This is a genomic window from Rhizobium sp. PP-CC-3G-465 (genome assembly GCF_004343445.1).
Classification (GTDB): Bacteria; Pseudomonadota; Alphaproteobacteria; order Rhizobiales; family Rhizobiaceae; genus Ferranicluibacter; species Ferranicluibacter rubi.
Genome location: NZ_SLYH01000008.1, coordinates 77,284 through 95,750, shown reverse-complemented (window position 1 = coordinate 95,750; position 18,467 = coordinate 77,284). Strand labels below are relative to the sequence as shown.

Sequence of the window (18,467 nt, the reverse complement as noted above, 5' to 3'; positions counted from 1 at the left end):
AGGATCAGGCAGGAACACCGCATGCCAGACGCCATAACAGCCCGCTGTCCGCTTTGCCGAGCGCGTGGCATCGAGCCGACATCGCGCACCTTGCAGAGCGGCAATGTCGTTCGTGCATTTTCATATGCCTGCTCCCACTGCGGCTTGTTGCTGGATGAGCCCGCCATCATGCTCGCTCCCACGCAAAACGATACGCTCTTTCGCGATCTCTGCGCCCGGAAGCCTACGTTGAAGCATCCCGGTAATCCATTCGGTTGCGACATCTATACGATGCGCACGATCGCAACCCGGTTCGGCCTCGCCGCCACGCCAGAAAATGCCATGCAGGCGCACGAACTCCGTCATCCGCATGGCACGCTCTCGGCGGAGGCTGATCTCGTGTCACTGCGCGCGCTTGCACCGACACCTTTTTCGGTCGGTATTATGTGCACCGAACGGGAGGCGGATGCCGTCCTGGAGACGGCAGCGCTCTACCGGTCCTGGGCGGATGCGGTCATCGTTCTGATCGATCGCGCCGGAGAGACATCCGAGCCCCGACAGGAAGGCGACGACGGCTTCGTCAGCGTGTTCTCACACCCGCTGAACGGCCATTTCGCCAACCAACGAAATGCGCTGCAAGCCCTCTGCCGAACCTCATGGATGTTTCAGTTGGATGCGGACGAAGACATTTCGCCGAAGCTTGGGGAAACTCTGACGCGGCTCGCCACGCTCGCCGACCGGCAAGGCGCCGTCTCCATCGGCCTTCCGCGCCAAAATCTGGTCAATGGTCGTCTTTCCGATCTCTACCCGGATGTGCAATATCGCCTCAACCGGCGCGAGGTCGTCTACGAGGGCATCGTCCACGAGCGCCCTGTTCGGATCTGGCAGAAGAGTTTCATTGCGCTTTCCGGCGCCATCCAGCACCACCTTACTGCGGAGCATGTCGCCCGGAGATCGAAAGCTTATGAGGGGCTGAAACCCGGTGGCGGACGCCTTTTCGAGGAACAGGCACTCCAGCGTGCCTTCTCGGCGGAGTGACCAGCACGATGAGGGCTCGCGTCAGTTTCTCCGCGTCAGGAACAAAGAGTCCGTACCGCAGTTCGTTGCGCTGAAACCGGAGACCTCATTGTGACATCGACCTCTTCCCGCTTTGGCCTGTCTGCGCAGACCGCCCTGCCCACCATCTTGGCAATCGCCTTTGCCGCGACACTTACCAGCACCGGCCCGTCGTTAGCGCAATCCTCGACGGTGGAGACCATCAAAAGTGAGACGCGCAAGCTGATCGCGCCGATCACGAGCAAGACGGACGAGCGCCTCGAAGAGGTGGCCAAGTTCGATCATCAGGTCACCGGCGTGACCGTATCGGAAGACAACCGCATCTTCGTCAATTCTCCTCGCTGGAGCGAGGATGTGCCGGTCTCCGTCGCCGAAGTGATGAGGGACGGCACGATCAAGCCTTACCCGAACGACGAATGGAATGCGTGGCGCAACGCCCGAATGAGCGAGGTCACGCCCGGCGATCACTTCGTTTCCGTGCAGAGCGTTGTGGCCGACGGCAAGGGATCACTCTGGGTCGTCGATCCCGCCGCACCGAACACGGAGAAGACGGTAAAGGACGGCCCGAAGCTCGTGCAGATCGACTTGAAGACCAACAGCGTGAAGAAGGTCTACCCGTTCGCAGCGGACGTCGCCGGCCCCGCGAGCTACATGAACGATGTGCGCCTCTCGCCCGACGGCAAGTTCGCCTATCTCACGGATTCCGGCGTGCCCGGCGGTCTCGTGGTCGTGGACTTGAACGCTGGCAAGGCATGGAGGGTGCTGAGCGACGATGCGACCACACAGATGGAAAAGGACGCCGTGGTCATGACGGACGGAAAGCCGCTGAAACGCCCGGATGGCAGACAACCCATGTTCAACGCCGACGGCCTGGCTTTGTCGAACGATGGCGCGACACTCTACTGGCAGGCCGTCACGGCAAAGACGATGTACCGCATCGACGCCAGCTTGCTCCAGCAGGCTGGCACCAATCCTGACGCGGCGAAAGGCAAGGCTGAGAAGTTCGCAACGACCGAGCCGGTCGATGGCCTGTGGACGGGCAAGGACGACAGCATCTATCTCAGCGCCGTCGGCGCTGATGCTGTGAAGCTGCTCAAGCAGGACAGAAAGATCGAAACCGTCCTGACCGACAGTCGCCTGCGCTGGCCCGACACGTTCTCGCAGGGCCCAGACGGCTTCATTTACGTCACCGCATCCCACATTCAGGATTCACCCTGGTTCCACCCGTCCGGCTGGGCCAACAAGGACTTCACCCTGTTCCGCTTCCGGCCCGAGTGAGCGAGGCTTCCAGCCCAGCGATGTGTTAACAGGGGAGAGGCTTACGCTCCCCTGTTAACGGAGCCCCGCGGGTCGTCCACCACCGTCGAGGCGGTGCTTTCTTCCCGAGCAACGCCTATTCCAGGCATCACGATGGGCGCTTCAGTCCGTACGCGCGTCTTCTGCGGGTCGAAATGCGGGAAAGGGACAATGGTGGCGGGGATGCGTTTCTGGTGGCCGTCGAGCTTGCCGATCTCCACTTTCGTTCCAATCTCGGCAAAGGCCACATCGAGGCGCGCAAGCGCAATGCTTCGGCCGAGGATCGGGGATTTGACGGCGCTGGTGACGACACCCACCTGCGCCCTCCCGACGTGAACGCAATCTCCATGGCCGATCGGCTCGTTGCCGGCGATGTCGAGGCCGACCATGCGGCGATGGGGGTGGTCGCGACGTCGTGCGATGGCGGCATCGCCCACATAGGCGTCCGGCTTGTCCTTGGGAATGGTGAAGCCGATCCCGGCCTCGAACGGGTCCGTCTGGTCGGAGAAATCATAGCCGGCAAAGACGAGGCCTGCCTCGATGCGCACCATGTCGAGCGCGGCCAGACCCATAGGCGTCAGTCCCTCCGGCGCGCCGGCTTTCATGACGGCATCCCAGACGATGACGGCATCCTGCGGATGGCACCAGACCTCGTAGCCGAGTTCGCCGGTGTAACCGGTGCGGGAAACGAGAACCGGCCGGTCGGCGATACGGCCGATGGTGAAGCGGAACCATTTCAGCTCGGCAAGCGTCGGCTGATGCGGCGGCGTCACGGTTATCTGCGCGAGGATATCGCGCGAGCGGGGTCCCTGCACGGCGATGTTGTGCAGCTGATCGCTCGAATTGCGTACGAAGGCCTTCAGGCCATGCTTGTCCGCCAGTTCCCGCAGCCAGGCGCCGGAAAATTCGTCGCCGCAAACCCAGCGGAAATTGTGCGGGCCTAGCCGGAAGATCGTACCGTCGTCGATCATGCCGCCCGTCTCGTAGGTCAGCGGCGTATAGACGATTTGCCCGACCGCCAGCTTCTTCAGATTGCGTGGCACGGCGAGCTGCAGCAGGTCTTCGGCATCCGGACCGGTGATCTCGAACTTGCGCAGCGCGGAAAGGTCGATGACGACGGCGCGCTCGCGGCACGCCCAGTACTCCGCAATCGGGCCGGCATCGTTGTAGCAACTCGCCAGCCAGAAGCCGCGATAGTCCTCGAACTTGCGCGTCAGTGCGGAGGTCCTCGGGTGGAAACCGGTTTCGCGGCTCATGCGGGGTTCGGCATCGGGTGTCATGCGGTGAGCGCTTCCCTTTTCAAACGGGCAGTCGGCATCATAGACGCGGACATGGATATCGGTCGGCATCCAGCCGTTGGCCGGATCGATATCGTCGGCGCAGGAGGACGTGGCGCAGACGAGATCGGTCAGCGCCCGCAAGAGGACGTAGTCACCCGGCCGCGACCATGGCTCGTCCATCGAGATCCTGTCCTGCGCATCGACGAAAGTGTTGTAGAAGAAGTTAATCGCCGGCCAGCCTTTGCGTTCAGCAATGCCGTAGGGGGCGAGGACCTGGTTGAAGTTCTCCGTGCAGTTGGAATGGCCGGGATAGCCCATGTCTTCATAGTATTTGGCCGTGCAGGCCAGCAGGAACGTGTCGTGCCGGCCGACCGTGTCCTGCACCACCTCCACCAAAGGCCGCATGCGCGCATCGAAATATTTAGAATGCAGGCCGGGGCCGGAAAAGCTCGAGCCCATCAAGGTACGTGTGGTGGTGGGGTCGATGCCGAATTCGGCACCTTCCGCCAGATCGCCTGAGTCGAAGGCGAGGAAATCCGAGCACTGGCGCCCGTCGACATCGATGATCTGGATATACTGTCCGGCTTTCACCCGGAAGGCGGAGGCCGTCGCCGCCCTGATGCGCAGGTCCGTCACTACCTGCGGGGCGAGCGGTGGCGGGATCTCGCCGGTGCGCTCCACGAGCGGCAGGATATCGACGAGGATATCGGTCGGCGTGTCCTGTGCGTCGGGCGCCATGGGTTGGCCGGGCACTGCCACGAGGCAGAGGAGGTCGGCGCGGGCCTCCAGCGTCACGGCTGCCCCGGCGGGCGTTTCCACGTCGAAGAGGGTGGCCGATATCGGGGGCTCCCGCCGTTCCGCCTCGAGGATCTGCGCGACGGCGGGTGGGAGCGCGTAGGCGGACGCGGACGTGGCGGGCGCCGGGGTGGCGGGAAGCCCCTGCAGGCTCCCTGGCGGGCCGAAGCCGTGGATCTCGACCGGCTGCGCGCCTTCCAGATTGCGCAGCGTCACCCGGTCGCCCGCGCGAAGTGCGAAGAGACGCGCCTCGCCGCCGCGCACGATGGCGGATGTCGGACGAAGCGCCGGTAGGGGGGGGCCGGATTGCATCGTGTCGCTTGCCCAGATCCGTGTCATGTCTTCTCCCTCGTCCGCCTTGCGATCATGCTCTATTCCGCGGCGTCCTGCACGCCGAGAAACGCTTCGAGCGTGTCGTCGAGTGCATCCATCCACGGCGTGTGATGGACCGGCGCCATGTCGCCGGTGAGCACGGACGGATAGGATTTGTTGCGGTAGGTCAGGATGCCCTCGACCTTGTGGTGCTCCCATTCCTTGAAGAGTTCGGCGACCCGCTCAACATCGAAATCAGGATAGTCGGTTGCCGACAGCAGGTCGCGGACGTAATCCGTCTGGTAGTCGATGGCCTCGAACGGGTTGGTGAGCGCCTCCTCGCGGGCGCGCCAGTCTCTGATGTCGGCATCGCGCGCGGCCGCGTCGGGAAGCGCGATCCGGCCGAGGATCACGTCGCGGGCAAACCAGGCCTGCGCGTCGAACATGTTGAAGGTATAATACTGGTCCTGCATGCCGATGTAGAAGAGATGCGGGTTCTGTTCCCAGACGATGCCCTTGTAGAGGCCGAGGGGGTAGAGCCGGTTGTTGGTCTTCAGGCGCAGATCGTCCGGCAGGAAGGGGAAGGAATGCTTGTAGCCGGTGCACAGCACGACGGCATCCACGGTCTTGCTCGTGCCGTCGATGAAATAGGCGGTCTTGCCGACGAAGCGCGCGATCAGCGGCTTCTCCTCGAACGTGTCCGGCCAGTCGAAACCCATCGGTTTCGTGCGGTAGCTGAAGGTGACGGACGCCGCGCCGTATTTATGGCACTGGGTGCCGATATCCTCGGCCGAATAGGAAGAGCCGACGAGCAGCACATTCTTGCCGGCGAACTCGTCGGCGGCGCGGAAGTCGTGCGCGTGCATCACCCGGCCGAGAAAGCCCTCGATGCCGGGGAAGGAGGGCATGTTCGGCACGGAGAAATGACCGTTGGCGACGATGACGTCATCGAATTCTTCCGTATAGTGCTCGTCCTTCTGCAAATCCTTGACGGTGACCGAGAAGGTTTGCGTCACCTCAGACCAGACGACGTTGCGCACCGGCGTCAGGAACCGGATATAGGCGCGGACGCCACTCTTCTCGACCCGTCCGGCGATGTAGTGATGGAGCACGGCGCGCGGCGGATAGGAGGGGATGACCCGGCCGAAATGTTCCTTGAAGGAGTAATCGGCAAATTCCAGGCACTCTTTCGGGCCGTTCGACCAGAGATAGCGATACATGGAGCCGTGGACGGGTTCGCCGAATTCGTCGAGACCGGTGCGCCAGGTGTAGTTCCAAAGGCCGCCCCAGTTGCTCTGCTTCTCAAAGCAGACCACCTCCGGCACGTCGACGCCTGCGCGCCTGGCCGTCTCGAAGGCTCTGAGAACAGCCAGTCCGCTCGGGCCGGCACCGATGACGGCAACGCGTTTCTTCATTTTCTATCTCCATAATGACGGGAAACCGGCGGCTTGCGGGCTCGCGGTGCGCCGGCGGCTGTCTGTCTCAGCCCTTGGCGGTGCGCTTCAGCTTCTTCGGATCGTCGAACGGCAGGGCGTGGGCGGCGGCGGCGATCGAACCGCTGGCATTCATCACCTCGAGCTTCGTGCCAGGCACGGCGCAATCCACCGCAAGCCGGGCGATCGCCATGGATGCCCCGGTGATCGGCGACACCATGCCGCAGGTGGCAACGCCCACCTGCCGGCCGTCCTGCAAAACCGGCGCGCCTTCGTCGGCGGGCACGTTGCCGTCGAGCAGCAGGCCGAAGATGCGGAAGCGCTCCCGCCCCTTGAGGCGCGCATGCTCCTCTGCGCCGCGAAAGCCCGTCTTGCCCGGGCTGACGGTAAAATCCAGGCCGAGTTCCCAGAGCGTGTCGCCCGGACCTTCGTCGGCAAAGGGATATTTCTGCGAATTGTCGAAGGGGTAGAACAGCAGGTAGCTTTCCACCCGCAGCATATCGAGTGTGGTGAAGCGGCAAGGGATGATGCCCATCCCGGCACCTTCCTCCAGAATCCGATCCCAGATCGCGGGCGCATCCTGTCCGCGGCAGAAGATCTCGTAGCCGCGCTCGCCGGTATAGCCGGTGCGCGAAATCATCACGGGCAAACCGAAGAGGCGCGTCTGGAGGTGATGGAAATACGGGAGATCGCGAATGCCGGGAACGTGCGGTGCGAGGTAATCGATGGCGAGCGGCCCCTGCAGCGACAGGTCGTGCAGGTCGTCGTCGAAGCGGATGGACACGTCGCGGCCGATGGCGGCCTTCTGCAGTTCCTCGTGCCCCGTACCCGAGCCGTGCACCACCATCCAGCTGTTGGCGGAGATCCGGTAGATAATGCAGTCGTCGGTGAACTTGCCGGCTTCGTTCAGCATGCAGGCATAGACGGACTTGCCGGGATAGATCTTCTCAACATCGCGCGTGGTGGCGAGATCGATGACATGGGCGGCATGCGCGCCGGTGATGTGGACCTTCTTCAGGCCGGAAACGTCCATCAGGCCCGCTTTCGTGCGGATCGCCAGATATTCGAGGTTGGCATCGCCGTCATAGGACCAGGCGGTACCCATGCCGCTCCAGTCTTCCAGCGCTGAGCCAAGCGCCCGGTGCCGGTCGGCCAGGGTCGAAAATCTCCAGGATGCAGTCATGTCGTCCTCCGGTCATATGTCGATGGTGGGTTCGCTCAGTCTTGCGCTAGATGGTTCAGTCCGGCGCAAAGCCGGGAGATGTCGCAAGCCCGTCGTCATGGCGCGACAGCCACGCGGTGGTCGTGTCGCGGAAGCGCGCCAAGCCCTTATAGTCGGCAATCGGCTGCGGCAGGCTCGCCAGTACGCGGTGGAACCGCCGCGCCCACTTTTTCTGCGTCACCAGCTCGTCCATCTTGATGAGGTAGCAGCGGATGGAAAACACGATGGCGTTGGAACGCGGAAGCCGCCAGAGGGCCTGCAGCTCGACGCGCAGATGCACCTTGTCGCCGACGTTCTCCGGCGTCACGCTCGCCTTGTCGATGCCCCAGCGGTGGTAGTTCTCCGGGCTGGTGTCGAGGCGCGGATTGATCGTCATCGTCCAGTTCAGCCGGCGTACGGGGCGGCCCTGCTGCAGGTTGAGGAGAAACTTGAGCGCGCGTTCGAAGATGCCCAGATCATGGGCCAGCGGCACGGGTGCATGCCACTCCATGAAGTTCATGCCGAGGTCGAAATCGAGCGACCAGTCGGCCTGCGTCGTCACCATGCCCGCATCCATCCACAGATTATCGTCCCGCTGGTCGAGCAGGCAGAAATCGCCCTGGCACTGGCGGGTGACGTATTCCATCGGTCCCTGCGGCAGGGTGGAGGCATCGCCGAAGGTGAAATGCTGGTCGAGCCCGAGCGGCCGGTTGATCCAGTGCCAGTTGTCTCCGTCGCGGGTCAGGGTGAAGTCGTCTGGATAATGCGTCGCCATCGACGTCATCAAAAGCTCCAGCAGGTCCCACTCCGCCGTCATCATGTGCGGCAGCGACTGGCAGCGCAGCGGGTCCTGCGACAGGGTGATCGCGCGGTCGTGCATCTCGGCCACGTAGTGCTCGTCGATGTGGATCGGGAACTCGGTTGCGGACTGGACGGGTCCCGGCACGTGCTGCTCGATATTGACCGTGTAGGTGTAGTCGTCGCGCTCGAAGGGAAAGGGAAACGCCCGGATCGCCTTCGGGCTGTTGGCGAAGGTGTAGTCGTCGCGGAAGGTCTCGGCATTGAACGAAAGGGTCATGGTGTCACTCCGATCACAGGTCGAGCACGAGTTCGCGGCCGCGCAGCCGCGAGACGCAGGTCATGATGGTGTCGCCGCAGGATTTTTGACTGTCCGTCAGATAGTGGTCGGCATGCAGCAGCTCGCCGTCGGCGACGAGCACCCGCGTCTCGCACTGGCCGCACGCGCCGCCGCGGCAAAGGTAGGGCGCGTCCACACCGGCAGCCTCGATGGCCTCCAGCAGGGTCTCGTGCTGGGCGACGACGGTGGAAATGCCGGAGCGTGCAAGGCGGAGCGCGAAGGGCTCGCCGCCTTCGGGTGCGAGGAAACGCTCGGCATGCAGCGCGCTCTCCGGCCAGCCGGCGACCCGCGCATCGGCCATCACGCCCTCGATCATGCGCTCCGGCCCGCAGACATAGAGGTGCGTGCCGAGCGGCTGGTGGGCGAGGATATCGCGAACCGAAAGCCGCTCCTGCCTTTCGCTGACATAGAGGTGCAGTCGGTCGCCGTGCTGTGCCGCAAGCTCAGCGGCAAATGCGCCGCTTGCGATATCGCGCATGGCATAATGCAGCTCGAAAGGGAGGGCGAGAGCTGCAAGCTCGCTCGCCATGGCGGCGATGGGCGTGATGCCGATACCGCCTGCGACCAGGATATGGCGGCGGGCCGTGCGGTTCAAGGGGAAGAGATTGATCGGCGCCGACAGGTTGAGGTCTGTCCCCACGCTCAGGTGATCGTGGATGAAGGCCGAGCCGCCGCGCGACTGCGGGTTGCGCAGCACCGCGACCTCGTAGGCGGCTCCGCCGGCACGCGTCGAGCCGAGGAGGGAATAGGCATTGCGGATGAGACGCGCGCCGCCATCGAGCGTCAGCACCGTGTGGGCACCCGCGGAATAGGGCGGCAGGGCCTGCCCGTCGCGCCGGGCCAGCCGCAGCCGCTTGACGGTCGGCGACAGCGCCTCGGTCTCGATCACTCGAACGGGAAACTGTACGCCGCCGCTCATGCGCCGAACGCCTCTGCCGGCGGGATCTCGCCCGGGGCCTCGGCATCGATGCAAACGCCCATGAAGGCGCCGAGGCGGCGGGAATAATGATCGCGCACCAGGAGGTGGAGACCGCAATGGGCGCATGGGGCAGGGCTTGCCGAAACGCCGTCCGTGAAGCCCTTGCAGTGAACGCACTGGACGCGCCGCGTGGGGCCCCCGCGATGCTCGGTCTGGATCGCGTCCGCATCGATGCCCTGATGCAGGGCTTCGCTCGTGACGCGGCCGATGAAATCCTCGCTGCCGCTGACATAGAGCCGCGTTCCCATGGTCGCGGCAGAGAGCGTCGTCACGAGTTCGGCCAGCAGGTCCTCGACCCCCGATGCGACATGCAGGGCCTCGCAGGAGAGGGACGCCAGAAGCGTCTCCTGCCGGCAATCCGTGCTGCGCGGTGCGGGCGAAAAGAGGATGATCGTGCGGGACAGCGCGTCGTGCCGGCGAAAGGCTTCGGTCACGGCTGACGCACCTTCGCCTTCGGCAATGGCGATATGCCGCGTCGCTTGTCGAACCGGTATGAGCGTGCCGTAGAGCGGGCGGCTTTTGATGGGGGAAGGCTGCATGGTCGTGTCTCGAAAATAATGTCAGGCGATCCATTGGCAGACGGCGCGGATGGCGCCGTCTGCCATGTTGCACGGGTCTCAGGCGCTGAAGAACCAGTTGGACAGGAACACCACGGCCACCCCGGCGATAAGCGTGAGGTAGGGGAGCATGCCGGCCTTGCGGTGCATGGTCTCGCCGGGCTTCACGCCGAGATCCTCCAGCATCTGCGCCGGGAACTGTCCGCGATCCTGGATGTAGTGCCGGTAGAAGAAGACAGGGATGATCAGCGCGGCGGTGATGATGCCCGCCCACAGCGCCATCGGATTCCAGACCTTGGCGCCGGCTCCCATGAAGACGGCATTGAGGAAGGCGAAGATGCCGCCGAGCGCAAGGAGGACGGTCGGTGCCCGGTAGGGCCGCGCGATGTGGCCGGAGTCGATCCGGTGCAGCCAGCCCGCGTTCAGGTTGAGGAAGTTGAAGATGATGTAGCCGCAATTCGACACGGCGAGGATGAAGAAGAAGCTGGTGGCATCGGCGCAGGCGATCGCCAGCACGACGAGGTTGACGATGAGGTCCGTCCACATGGCCCGCGTCGGCGCACCGTGTTCGTTGACGTGGGAGAGGTATTTTGGCAGCCAGCCGTCGACGGAACCCTGGTAGAGCGTGCGCGAGGACCCAGCCATCGCCGTCATGAGGCAGAGCATCAGGGCGAGGATCATCAGCATGACCAGCAGGCTCTCGATCAGTGCGCCGCCACCCACCATGTGCGCCATGGCAGCGGCAACGCCCGAGCCATCGACGATTGGTGTGGCGAGCATGCCGTTCAGCCCGAGGACGCCCTGGAAGGTGAAGGGAACGAGGCTGAAGAGCGCGAGGCAGAGGAGGCCTGAGAAGAAGATGGCCTTGAACGTATCCTTGCCGGGATCGCGGAATTCGCTGGTGTAGCAGACCGCGGTCTCAAACCCGTAGGTCGACCAAGCCGCGATGAACATGCCGCCGAGGACGAGCGTCCAGCCGGCCACGTTCCAGGCACCGGGCTCTGGCGCATAAGGGGTGGCGAGCGGCACGAGCGGAGAGAAATTGGACCAGTTGACGCCGCCGGTGACGAGCGGCACGACCCCGACGATGACCATGGGGATGATGACGACGAGGCCGATATATTTCTGCACCTTGGCGGTGCCGAGAATGCCGCGATGCTGCACGGCGAAGGTGACGAGCATCAGGATGGCGCCGATGAAGAACGCCGCGTTGAGCGAAAGCGAAACGGGGCCGAGTGTCGTCTGGAAGAGCGTCCAGGTGCGGATGGACGGCGTCAGCGCGGAGATGGCGGCGGCCGCTTTTTCCGCGTCGGGCACCGTCAGCGTCGCGCCGTTGGCGGCGATCCAGTCGATGACGGATGCGCTGTCGACGGCCGGTACCGGGGCAAGCGCGTTGAGGATGTAGGCGGCGGCGATGGAGCAGCCGAGCGAGAGAACGGGCGACCACGCAAACCAGTTGCACCAGACCGAAAGCGGCGCGATGGGCTTGGCATAGCGCACCCAGGCCGAGGCGCCATAGATGGAGGCTCCACCCGACTTGTTGGGGAAGAGGCCGGCGATCTCGGCATAGGTGAAGGACTGGATGAAGCCCATGATCATGGAGACGATCCAGACCGCGAAGGCGAGCGTACCCACCGTCCCGGCGATGCCGCCGATCGAGAAGAGGACGAGCGCCGGCACGCCGCTTGCGACCCAGAAGGCGCCTGTCCAGTTGATGCTACGATGCAGTTTTCCCGGCTCCGAAAGCTCGGAGCTTATGACTGTTGTCGACATAGCTGTTCCCCGCCACGTTCTGTTTTGTGTAAGTCCGACTGCTATTGAAGCCGATGGAGATCGGCTGGCATGTTCAGCGGGTCCTGTTGCTGGCTGACCCCCTGCTGCATGAAATCGTCCGAGAGCCGGGCGATCCGGTACGCGTTGCGCGCTTGCCCTGTTATGGCGGCGTCGGGTGTCTTTCCGGGCCGGCTGTCGGGTTCTTGGGAGGGATCATGCTGCCGGGTTTCCGCTTTGTCAAAGGTTCTTCTTTAAGAGAAACAAATTTTCTTCTTAATTTTTAGACTTGCAAATTTTATAGGCAAAGATCGTTCTTGAGTGCGCCTGCTGATCAATCGCTAGCCCTTTCCAAGCCGAATAGAGATTGCCGCAGGTCATGCTGCACTTCATAATGGTGAGCCGTTCCGTCTTCGGGACCCAAGCCCCTGTCGCCGTAGAGCCTGTTCCAGCACCGGCCTTGCGGGCCGGCACCCTCTTCAAACAACGGGAGACGATGTGTCGGAACCGGCCAAACCTGTGATACTTGCCCAGGACCCGCATGCGGTTCGTGAGCCGAAGGAAAACAATCTCGAAATGGCGATCGGCCATGAGGTGCGCGCTTATCGCAAGCGCCTGGGGATCACCGTATCGGATCTTGCGGGCGCGACGGGGCTTTCGGTCGGCATGCTGTCTAAGATCGAGAACGGCAACATATCGCCCTCGTTGACCACGCTGCAATCGCTGTCGAAGGCGCTCGGCGTACCGCTGACCGCGTTCTTCCGCAGCTTCGAGGAGCCGCGCAACGCCATCTTCGTCAAGGCGGGGGAGGGCGTCAATATCGAACGGCGGGGCACGCGGGCCGGCCATCAGTACAGCCTGCTCGGCCATATCGACAACAATTCGAGCGGGGTCACGGTCGAGCCCTACCTGATCACGCTGACGACGGAGTCCGACGTGTTCCCGACCTTCCAGCACGAAGGCATGGAGTTCCTTTACATGCTGGACGGCGCGGTAACCTATCGCCATGGCGACCGGACGTTCGACATGGAGGCGGGCGACAGCCTGTTCTTCGACGCCGACGCGCCGCATGGCCCGAGCGTGCTGACGAAACTTCCCGCACGCTACCTGTCCATCATTTCCTACCCCACCAAGCGCAATGGTGGAGACGGGCAATGATTGCCTTAAAAGAAAAAAAGTTTCCTGGAGATTGATATCTGCCGATGCGCATGTTAGCCCTTGACCATCAAAGAACAGGATGGTGGCCATGTGCGGCATTGTGGGATTGTTTCTGAAAGACGAGACGCTGCGGCCGGAGCTTGGCCGCATGCTGTCGGATATGCTCATCACCATGACCGACAGGGGCCCGGACTCCGCCGGCATTGCGATCTATAACGCGCCCTCCGCCGGCACATGGAAGCTGACGCTGCAGTCGGCGGAGCCGGACGTCGATTTTGCAGGCCTTTCCGAGACGCTTGTGGCCGGCAACATTCCCGCCCGCGTCACGGTCAAGGATACGCATGCTGTCGTCGAAACGACGGCCGGCATTGCGGACGTCCGAACCTTCTTGACGGAGGCCCGTCCGAAGATCCGTATCATGGGGACCGGCGAAAGCGTCGAGATCTACAAGGAAACCGGACTTCCGAAGGACGTGGTCGACCGGTTCAACGTCCGTGCGATGAGCGGCACGCACGGTATCGGTCACACGCGCATGGCAACGGAATCGGCGGTGACGACGCTCGGGGCGCATCCGTTTTCGACCGGCGCCGACCAGTGCCTCGTCCACAACGGCTCGCTCTCCAACCACAACAATCTGCGCCGCACGCTGATCCGCGAGGGCATGACCTTCGAGACGCAGAACGACAGCGAGGTGGCGGCCGCCTATCTCACCGCCGAGATGGCCAAGGGCAAGGATCTGGGCGAGGCGCTGACCGGCGCGCTTGACGATCTCGACGGCTTCTTCACCTTCGTTGTCGGCACGAAATCCGGCTTCGGCGTGGTGCGCGATCCCATCGCCTGCAAGCCGGCTGTGATGGCCGAGACCGACCAGTACGTCGCCTTCGGCTCCGAATACCGGGCGCTGGTCAACCTGCCGGGCATCGAGACCGCCCGCGTGTGGGAGCCGGAGCCCGCCACCGTCTATTTCTGGGATCACGAGAAGGCCGCCTGAGACCCGAAGGGACGCCAGGAAAAGTGGGAACCGGTTTTCCGTCCGGCGTCCCGGTCATAGAGGAACACAATGCCGACATTCGACCTGTCCTCCACGCCGCTGCGCGAGCTCAACAGTGCTCTTCACGCCCTGTCCAAGGGCGCCAACGACACGGCGTTCGACGTCGTCAATCCGCGCGGTGCCCATGCGGTCGCCGTCGGCATCGATGCGCCCGTCACCGTCGAGGTGCGGGGGTCCGTCGGCTACTACTGCGCCGGCATGAACGACGGGGGAACGGTGACCGTCCACGGCTCGGCAGGGCCGGGTGTCGCCGAGAACATGATGTCCGGCACCGTCGTCATCGAGGGCGATGCCAGCCAGTATGCCGGTGCCACAGGGCAGGGCGGTCTTCTCGTCATCAAGGGCAATGCGGCCTCGCGCTGCGGCATTTCCATGAAGGGCATCGACATCGTCGTCCATGGCAGTATCGGCCATATGTCGGCCTTCATGGGCCAGTCCGGCCATCTCGTTGTGCTGGGCGATGCCGGCGATGCGCTCGGCGACAGCCTCTACGAGGCGAAGCTGTTCGTGCGCGGCACGGTGAAGAGCCTCGGCACCGACTGCATCGAAAAGCCGATGCGGCCGGAGCATCTGGAGACCTTGCGCGGGCTGCTCGAACGCGCCGGCGCGACCGATGCGAAGCCGGAGGAGTTCCGGCGCTACGGTTCGGCGCGCACGCTCTACACGTTCAACATCGACAATGCCGACGCATATTGAAGGCCCGAGGGATCATCCATGAGCTATCACAACCCCTACACCCCACCGCGCAAGTCGGCGACCTTCGACGATGCGACGCTGGCCGAGATCCGGCGCGCAGCTGCCACCGGCATCTACGACATTCGCGGCGCGGGCACGAAGCGCAAGCTGCCGCATTTCGATGACCTTCTGTTTCTCGGCGCCTCGATTTCGCGCTACCCGCTCGAAGGCTACCGGGAGAAGTGCGACACGTCCGTCGTCCTCGGCACGCGTTTCGCCAAGAAGCCGATCCGCCTGAAGACGCCGATCACCATTGCCGGCATGTCGTTCGGGGCCCTTTCCGGCAATGCCAAGGAAGCGCTCGGGCGCGGCGCGACGATCGCCGGCACCTCGACTACGACGGGCGACGGGGGCATGACCGACGAGGAGCGCGGGCATAGCGAGATGCTGGTCTACCAGTATCTTCCGTCGCGCTACGGCATGAACCCGCGCGACCTGCGCCGCGCCGATGCGATCGAGATTGTCATCGGGCAGGGCGCCAAGCCTGGCGGCGGCGGCATGTTGCTCGGGCAGAAGATCTCTGACCGCGTCGCCCAGATGCGCAACCTGCCCAAGGGCATCGACCAGCGGTCGGCCTGCCGTCACCCGGACTGGACCGGCCCGGACGATCTGGAAATCAAGATCCTCGAACTGCGCGAGATCACCGACTGGGAAAAGCCGATCTACGTGAAGGTCGGCGGATCCCGGCCCTATTACGACACGGCGCTGGCCGTGAAGGCCGGCGCCGATGTGGTCGTGCTCGACGGCATGCAGGGCGGCACGGCTGCGACGCAGGACGTCTTCATCGAGAATGTCGGCATGCCGATCCTGGCCTGCATCCGCCCGGCCGTCCAGGCGCTGCAGGATCTCGGGCTTCACCGCAGCGTTCAGCTCATCGTCTCCGGCGGCATCCGGTCGGGCGCGGATGTGGCGAAGGCCCTGGCGCTTGGCGCGGATGCGGTGGCCATCGGAACGGCCGCGCTTGTGGCGCTCGGCGACAACGACCCGAAGTGGGAAGAAGAATATCAGAAGCTTGGCACGACAGCCGGCGCCTATGACGACTGGCACGAGGGCAAGGATCCGGCCGGCATCACCACGCAGGACCCGGAACTCGCTGCCCGCCTCGACCCGGTCGCGGCCGGACGCCGGCTTGCCAACTACCTCAAGGTCATGACGCTGGAGGCGCAGACGATCGCACGCGCCTGCGGCAAGAACCACCTGCACAATCTGGAGCCCGAAGACCTCTGCGCGCTGACGATGGAAGCTGCCGCCATGGCGCAGATCCCGCTCGCCGGCACCAGCTGGTACCCGGGCAAGGGAGGCTTCTGACAGACCGTCCCGTTTTCGCGGCATCACCATGAGACGAAGCGACCAAGCTTCGCCGAGGGATGCTCCGGCCGGACGGAAAGGCAGGACCGCGTTTGGGAGGATGCGGTTCGCCATCGTTAAGTGTCTGATAATCCATAAGGGGAACGACGTGACACTGGATCTCTCGACCTATGCCGCGGAGCACGGCATCCGCTACTTCATGATCAGTTACACCGATCTTTTCGGTGCCCAGCGCGCCAAGCTCGTGCCGGCGCAGGCCATCGCCGACATGCAGGCGGATGGCGCAGGATTTGCGGGCTTTGCGACCTGGCTCGACCTGTCGCCGGCCCATCCCGATCTCTTCGCGCTGCCGGACCCGTCCTCGGTGATCCAGCTGCCGTGGAAGAAGGACGTGGCCTGGGTGGCGGCCGATTGCCGAATGGACGACAAGCCGCTCGACCAGGCGCCGCGCGTGCTGTTGAAGCGGCTGGTGGCGGAAGCCGCCGAGATGGGGCTCAGGGTCAAGACCGGCGTCGAGCCGGAGTTCTTCCTCACCTCCGCCGACGGATCGGTCATTTCCGACGTGTACGACACGGCGGAAAAGCCCTGCTACGACCAACAGGCCGTGATGCGGCGGTTCGACGTGATCGCCGAGATCTGCGATGCGATGCTGGAACTTGGCTGGAAGCCCTACCAGAACGACCATGAAGACGCGAACGGCCAATTCGAGATGAACTGGGAATATGACGATGTTCTCGCCACGGCCGACAAACATTCGTTCTTCAAGTTCATGGTCAAATCCATCGCCGAGAAGCACGGGCTGCGCGCCACCTTCATGCCGAAGCCTTTCAAGGGGCTGACCGGCAATGGCTGCCACGCCCATATCTCGGTCTGGGATCTGGCGGGCAAAACCAATGTCTTTGCCGACCCCGACATGCCGTTCGGGCTTTCCGCGACCGGAAAGACTTTCCTCGGTGGCATTATGAAGCATGCTTCAGCTCTTGCGGCCATCACCAACCCGACCGTCAATTCCTACAAGCGCATCAACGCGCCACGCACCGTGTCCGGGGCCACCTGGGCGCCGAACACGGTGACATGGACCGGCAACAACCGCACGCATATGGTGCGCGTTCCCGGCCCCGGCCGTTTCGAACTTCGTCTGCCGGACGGCGCCGTCAACCCCTACCTGTTACAGGCGATCATCCTTGCCGCGGGCATGTCGGGTATGCGCACCAACGCCGATCCCGGCCCGCATCACGATATCGACATGTATCGCGAAGGCCATACGGTGACGAACGCGCCGCGGCTGCCGCTGAACCTGCTCGACGCCCTGCGCGACTATGAGAAGGACGACGCGTTACAGGTGGCGATGGGCAGGGGTTTTTCCGCCGCCTATCTCAAGCTGAAACATGGCGAGTGGACGAGCTATTGCAGCCATTTCACAGACTGGGAGAGGGAGACGACGCTCGATGTCTAGGCATCCGGCATTTCCCCACCGGCCTAGCGACACGGGTCGAACGTCATCATTGCTCAAACGAAAGGACGCGTCTTGAACCCGTTCGTCCTCACCGTCACCTGCACGTCACGGCGCGGCATCGTCGCCGCCATCTCGACCTACCTTGCCGACAAGCACTGCAACATCGTCGACAGCGCCCAGTTCGACGATCTGGAGACCGGCCGCTTCTTCATGCGCATTGGATTCCGTTCGGAGGACGGCCTGCCGCTTGAGGCGATCGAGGCCGGCTTTCAGGCTATCGCGCAGCCTTTCGCCATGGACTACCGGTTCCACGATCCGGCAGCGCCGATGAAGGTCGTGCTGATGGTCTCGCGCTTCGGGCATTGCCTCAATGATATTCTGTACCGCTGGAAGATCGGCGCGCTGCCGATCGAGATCGTCGCCGTGGTTTCCAACCATTTCGACTACCAGAAGGTGGTCGTCAACCACGATATTCCGTTCCACCATATCCCCGTGACCAAGGCCAACAAGCCGGAGGCGGAAGCGCGGATTCTCGCACTCATCGAGCAGTCCGGCGCGGACCTCGTCGTGCTCGCCCGCTACATGCAGGTTCTGTCGGATGCCATGTGCGCGCGGATGTCGGGTCGGATCATCAATATCCACCACTCCTTCCTGCCGAGCTTCAAGGGGGCGAACCCCTACAAACAGGCCTATGGGCGCGGCGTGAAGCTGATCGGCGCGACGGCGCATTATGTGACGGCCGAACTCGACGAAGGTCCGATCATCGAACAGGACGTCGCCCGCATCACCCATGCGCAGAGCGCGGCCGACTACGTCTCCATCGGCCGGGACGTCGAGGCGCAGGTGCTGTCGCGCGCCATCCACGCACATATCCATCACCGCGTCTTCCTCAACGGCAACCGCACCGTCGTCTTCCCGGCAAGCCCCGGCGGCTACGCCTCCGAGCGCATGGGCTAATACCAA

General features: G+C 63.7%; 15 protein-coding genes. 8 read left to right on the top strand and 7 right to left on the bottom strand.

The window, feature by feature from the left end:
* Positions 1 to 21 precede the first annotated feature (21 nt).
* Together C8J33_RS21650 and C8J33_RS21645 are read left to right on the top strand one after the other, a co-directional pair.
* Complete coding sequence (locus C8J33_RS21650; protein ID WP_110808098.1) at positions 22 to 1,017, top strand: hypothetical protein; 996 nt, start codon at positions 22 to 24, stop codon at positions 1,015 to 1,017.
* Between the two features lie 90 nt (positions 1,018 to 1,107).
* A complete protein-coding gene (locus C8J33_RS21645; protein WP_245507243.1) occupies positions 1,108 to 2,313 on the top strand; it encodes an SMP-30/gluconolactonase/LRE family protein in 1,206 nt (401 codons plus the stop codon).
* 41 nt (positions 2,314 to 2,354) lie between these two features.
* On the opposite strand, the gene C8J33_RS21640 is transcribed toward C8J33_RS21645, so the two are convergent.
* The 7 genes from C8J33_RS21640 to C8J33_RS21610 form a co-directional block, all read right to left on the bottom strand.
* A complete protein-coding gene (locus C8J33_RS21640; RefSeq protein ID WP_245507242.1) occupies positions 2,355 to 4,745 on the bottom strand; it encodes a DUF1989 domain-containing protein in 2,391 nt (796 codons plus the stop codon).
* 32 nt (positions 4,746 to 4,777) lie between these two features.
* Entirely contained in the window at positions 4,778 to 6,133 is a 1,356-nt protein-coding gene (locus C8J33_RS21635) for an NAD(P)-binding domain-containing protein (RefSeq protein WP_132665299.1), read from the bottom strand.
* Positions 6,134 to 6,200: 67 nt separating this feature from the next.
* Positions 6,201 to 7,334 (bottom strand): aminomethyltransferase family protein, encoded by a 1,134-nt coding sequence (locus C8J33_RS21630; RefSeq protein WP_110802639.1) that lies wholly within the window; start codon positions 7,332 to 7,334, stop codon positions 6,201 to 6,203.
* Between the two features lie 55 nt (positions 7,335 to 7,389).
* Positions 7,390 to 8,430, bottom strand: a complete 1,041-nt coding sequence (locus C8J33_RS21625; RefSeq protein ID WP_132665298.1) for a heme-dependent oxidative N-demethylase family protein — start codon at positions 8,428 to 8,430, stop codon at positions 7,390 to 7,392.
* A gap of 13 nt (positions 8,431 to 8,443) precedes the next feature.
* Positions 8,444 to 9,409 (bottom strand): PDR/VanB family oxidoreductase, encoded by a 966-nt coding sequence (locus tag C8J33_RS21620; RefSeq protein WP_110802641.1) that lies wholly within the window; start codon positions 9,407 to 9,409, stop codon positions 8,444 to 8,446.
* On the bottom strand, positions 9,406 to 10,008 hold the full coding sequence (locus C8J33_RS21615) for a dimethylamine monooxygenase subunit DmmA family protein (RefSeq protein ID WP_110802642.1): 603 nt from the start codon (positions 10,006 to 10,008) through the stop codon (positions 9,406 to 9,408). The genes C8J33_RS21620 and C8J33_RS21615 overlap by 4 nt, the downstream gene beginning before the upstream one ends.
* A gap of 78 nt (positions 10,009 to 10,086) precedes the next feature.
* The gene (locus C8J33_RS21610) at positions 10,087 to 11,799 is read right to left on the bottom strand and encodes an APC family permease (RefSeq protein WP_110802643.1); all 1,713 of its coding nucleotides are present in this window, start codon (positions 11,797 to 11,799) and stop codon (positions 10,087 to 10,089) included.
* 573 nt (positions 11,800 to 12,372) lie between these two features.
* On the opposite strand from C8J33_RS21610, the gene C8J33_RS21605 reads away from it, so the two are divergent.
* From C8J33_RS21605 to purU, 6 genes are all read left to right on the top strand, one after another.
* Complete coding sequence (locus tag C8J33_RS21605) at positions 12,373 to 12,954, top strand: helix-turn-helix domain-containing protein (protein WP_110802645.1); 582 nt, start codon at positions 12,373 to 12,375, stop codon at positions 12,952 to 12,954.
* Positions 12,955 to 13,042: 88 nt separating this feature from the next.
* Positions 13,043 to 13,945: a class II glutamine amidotransferase gene (locus C8J33_RS21600; RefSeq protein ID WP_132665297.1), complete on the top strand. Its 903-nt coding sequence runs from the start codon at positions 13,043 to 13,045 to the stop codon at positions 13,943 to 13,945.
* 69 nt (positions 13,946 to 14,014) lie between these two features.
* Positions 14,015 to 14,701 carry a GXGXG domain-containing protein gene (locus C8J33_RS21595; RefSeq protein ID WP_132665296.1) on the top strand — a complete coding sequence of 229 codons (687 nt, stop codon included), beginning with the start codon at positions 14,015 to 14,017 and terminating at the stop codon, positions 14,699 to 14,701.
* Positions 14,702 to 14,719: 18 nt separating this feature from the next.
* A complete protein-coding gene (locus tag C8J33_RS21590; RefSeq protein ID WP_110730733.1) occupies positions 14,720 to 16,048 on the top strand; it encodes an FMN-binding glutamate synthase family protein in 1,329 nt (442 codons plus the stop codon).
* A 148-nt stretch (positions 16,049 to 16,196) separates the two neighbouring features.
* Positions 16,197 to 17,504 carry a type III glutamate--ammonia ligase gene (gene glnT, locus C8J33_RS21585; protein WP_110802715.1) on the top strand — a complete coding sequence of 436 codons (1,308 nt, stop codon included), beginning with the start codon at positions 16,197 to 16,199 and terminating at the stop codon, positions 17,502 to 17,504.
* A 72-nt stretch (positions 17,505 to 17,576) separates the two neighbouring features.
* A complete protein-coding gene (purU, locus tag C8J33_RS21580; RefSeq protein ID WP_110802647.1) occupies positions 17,577 to 18,461 on the top strand; it encodes a formyltetrahydrofolate deformylase in 885 nt (294 codons plus the stop codon).
* Positions 18,462 to 18,467 lie beyond the last annotated feature (6 nt).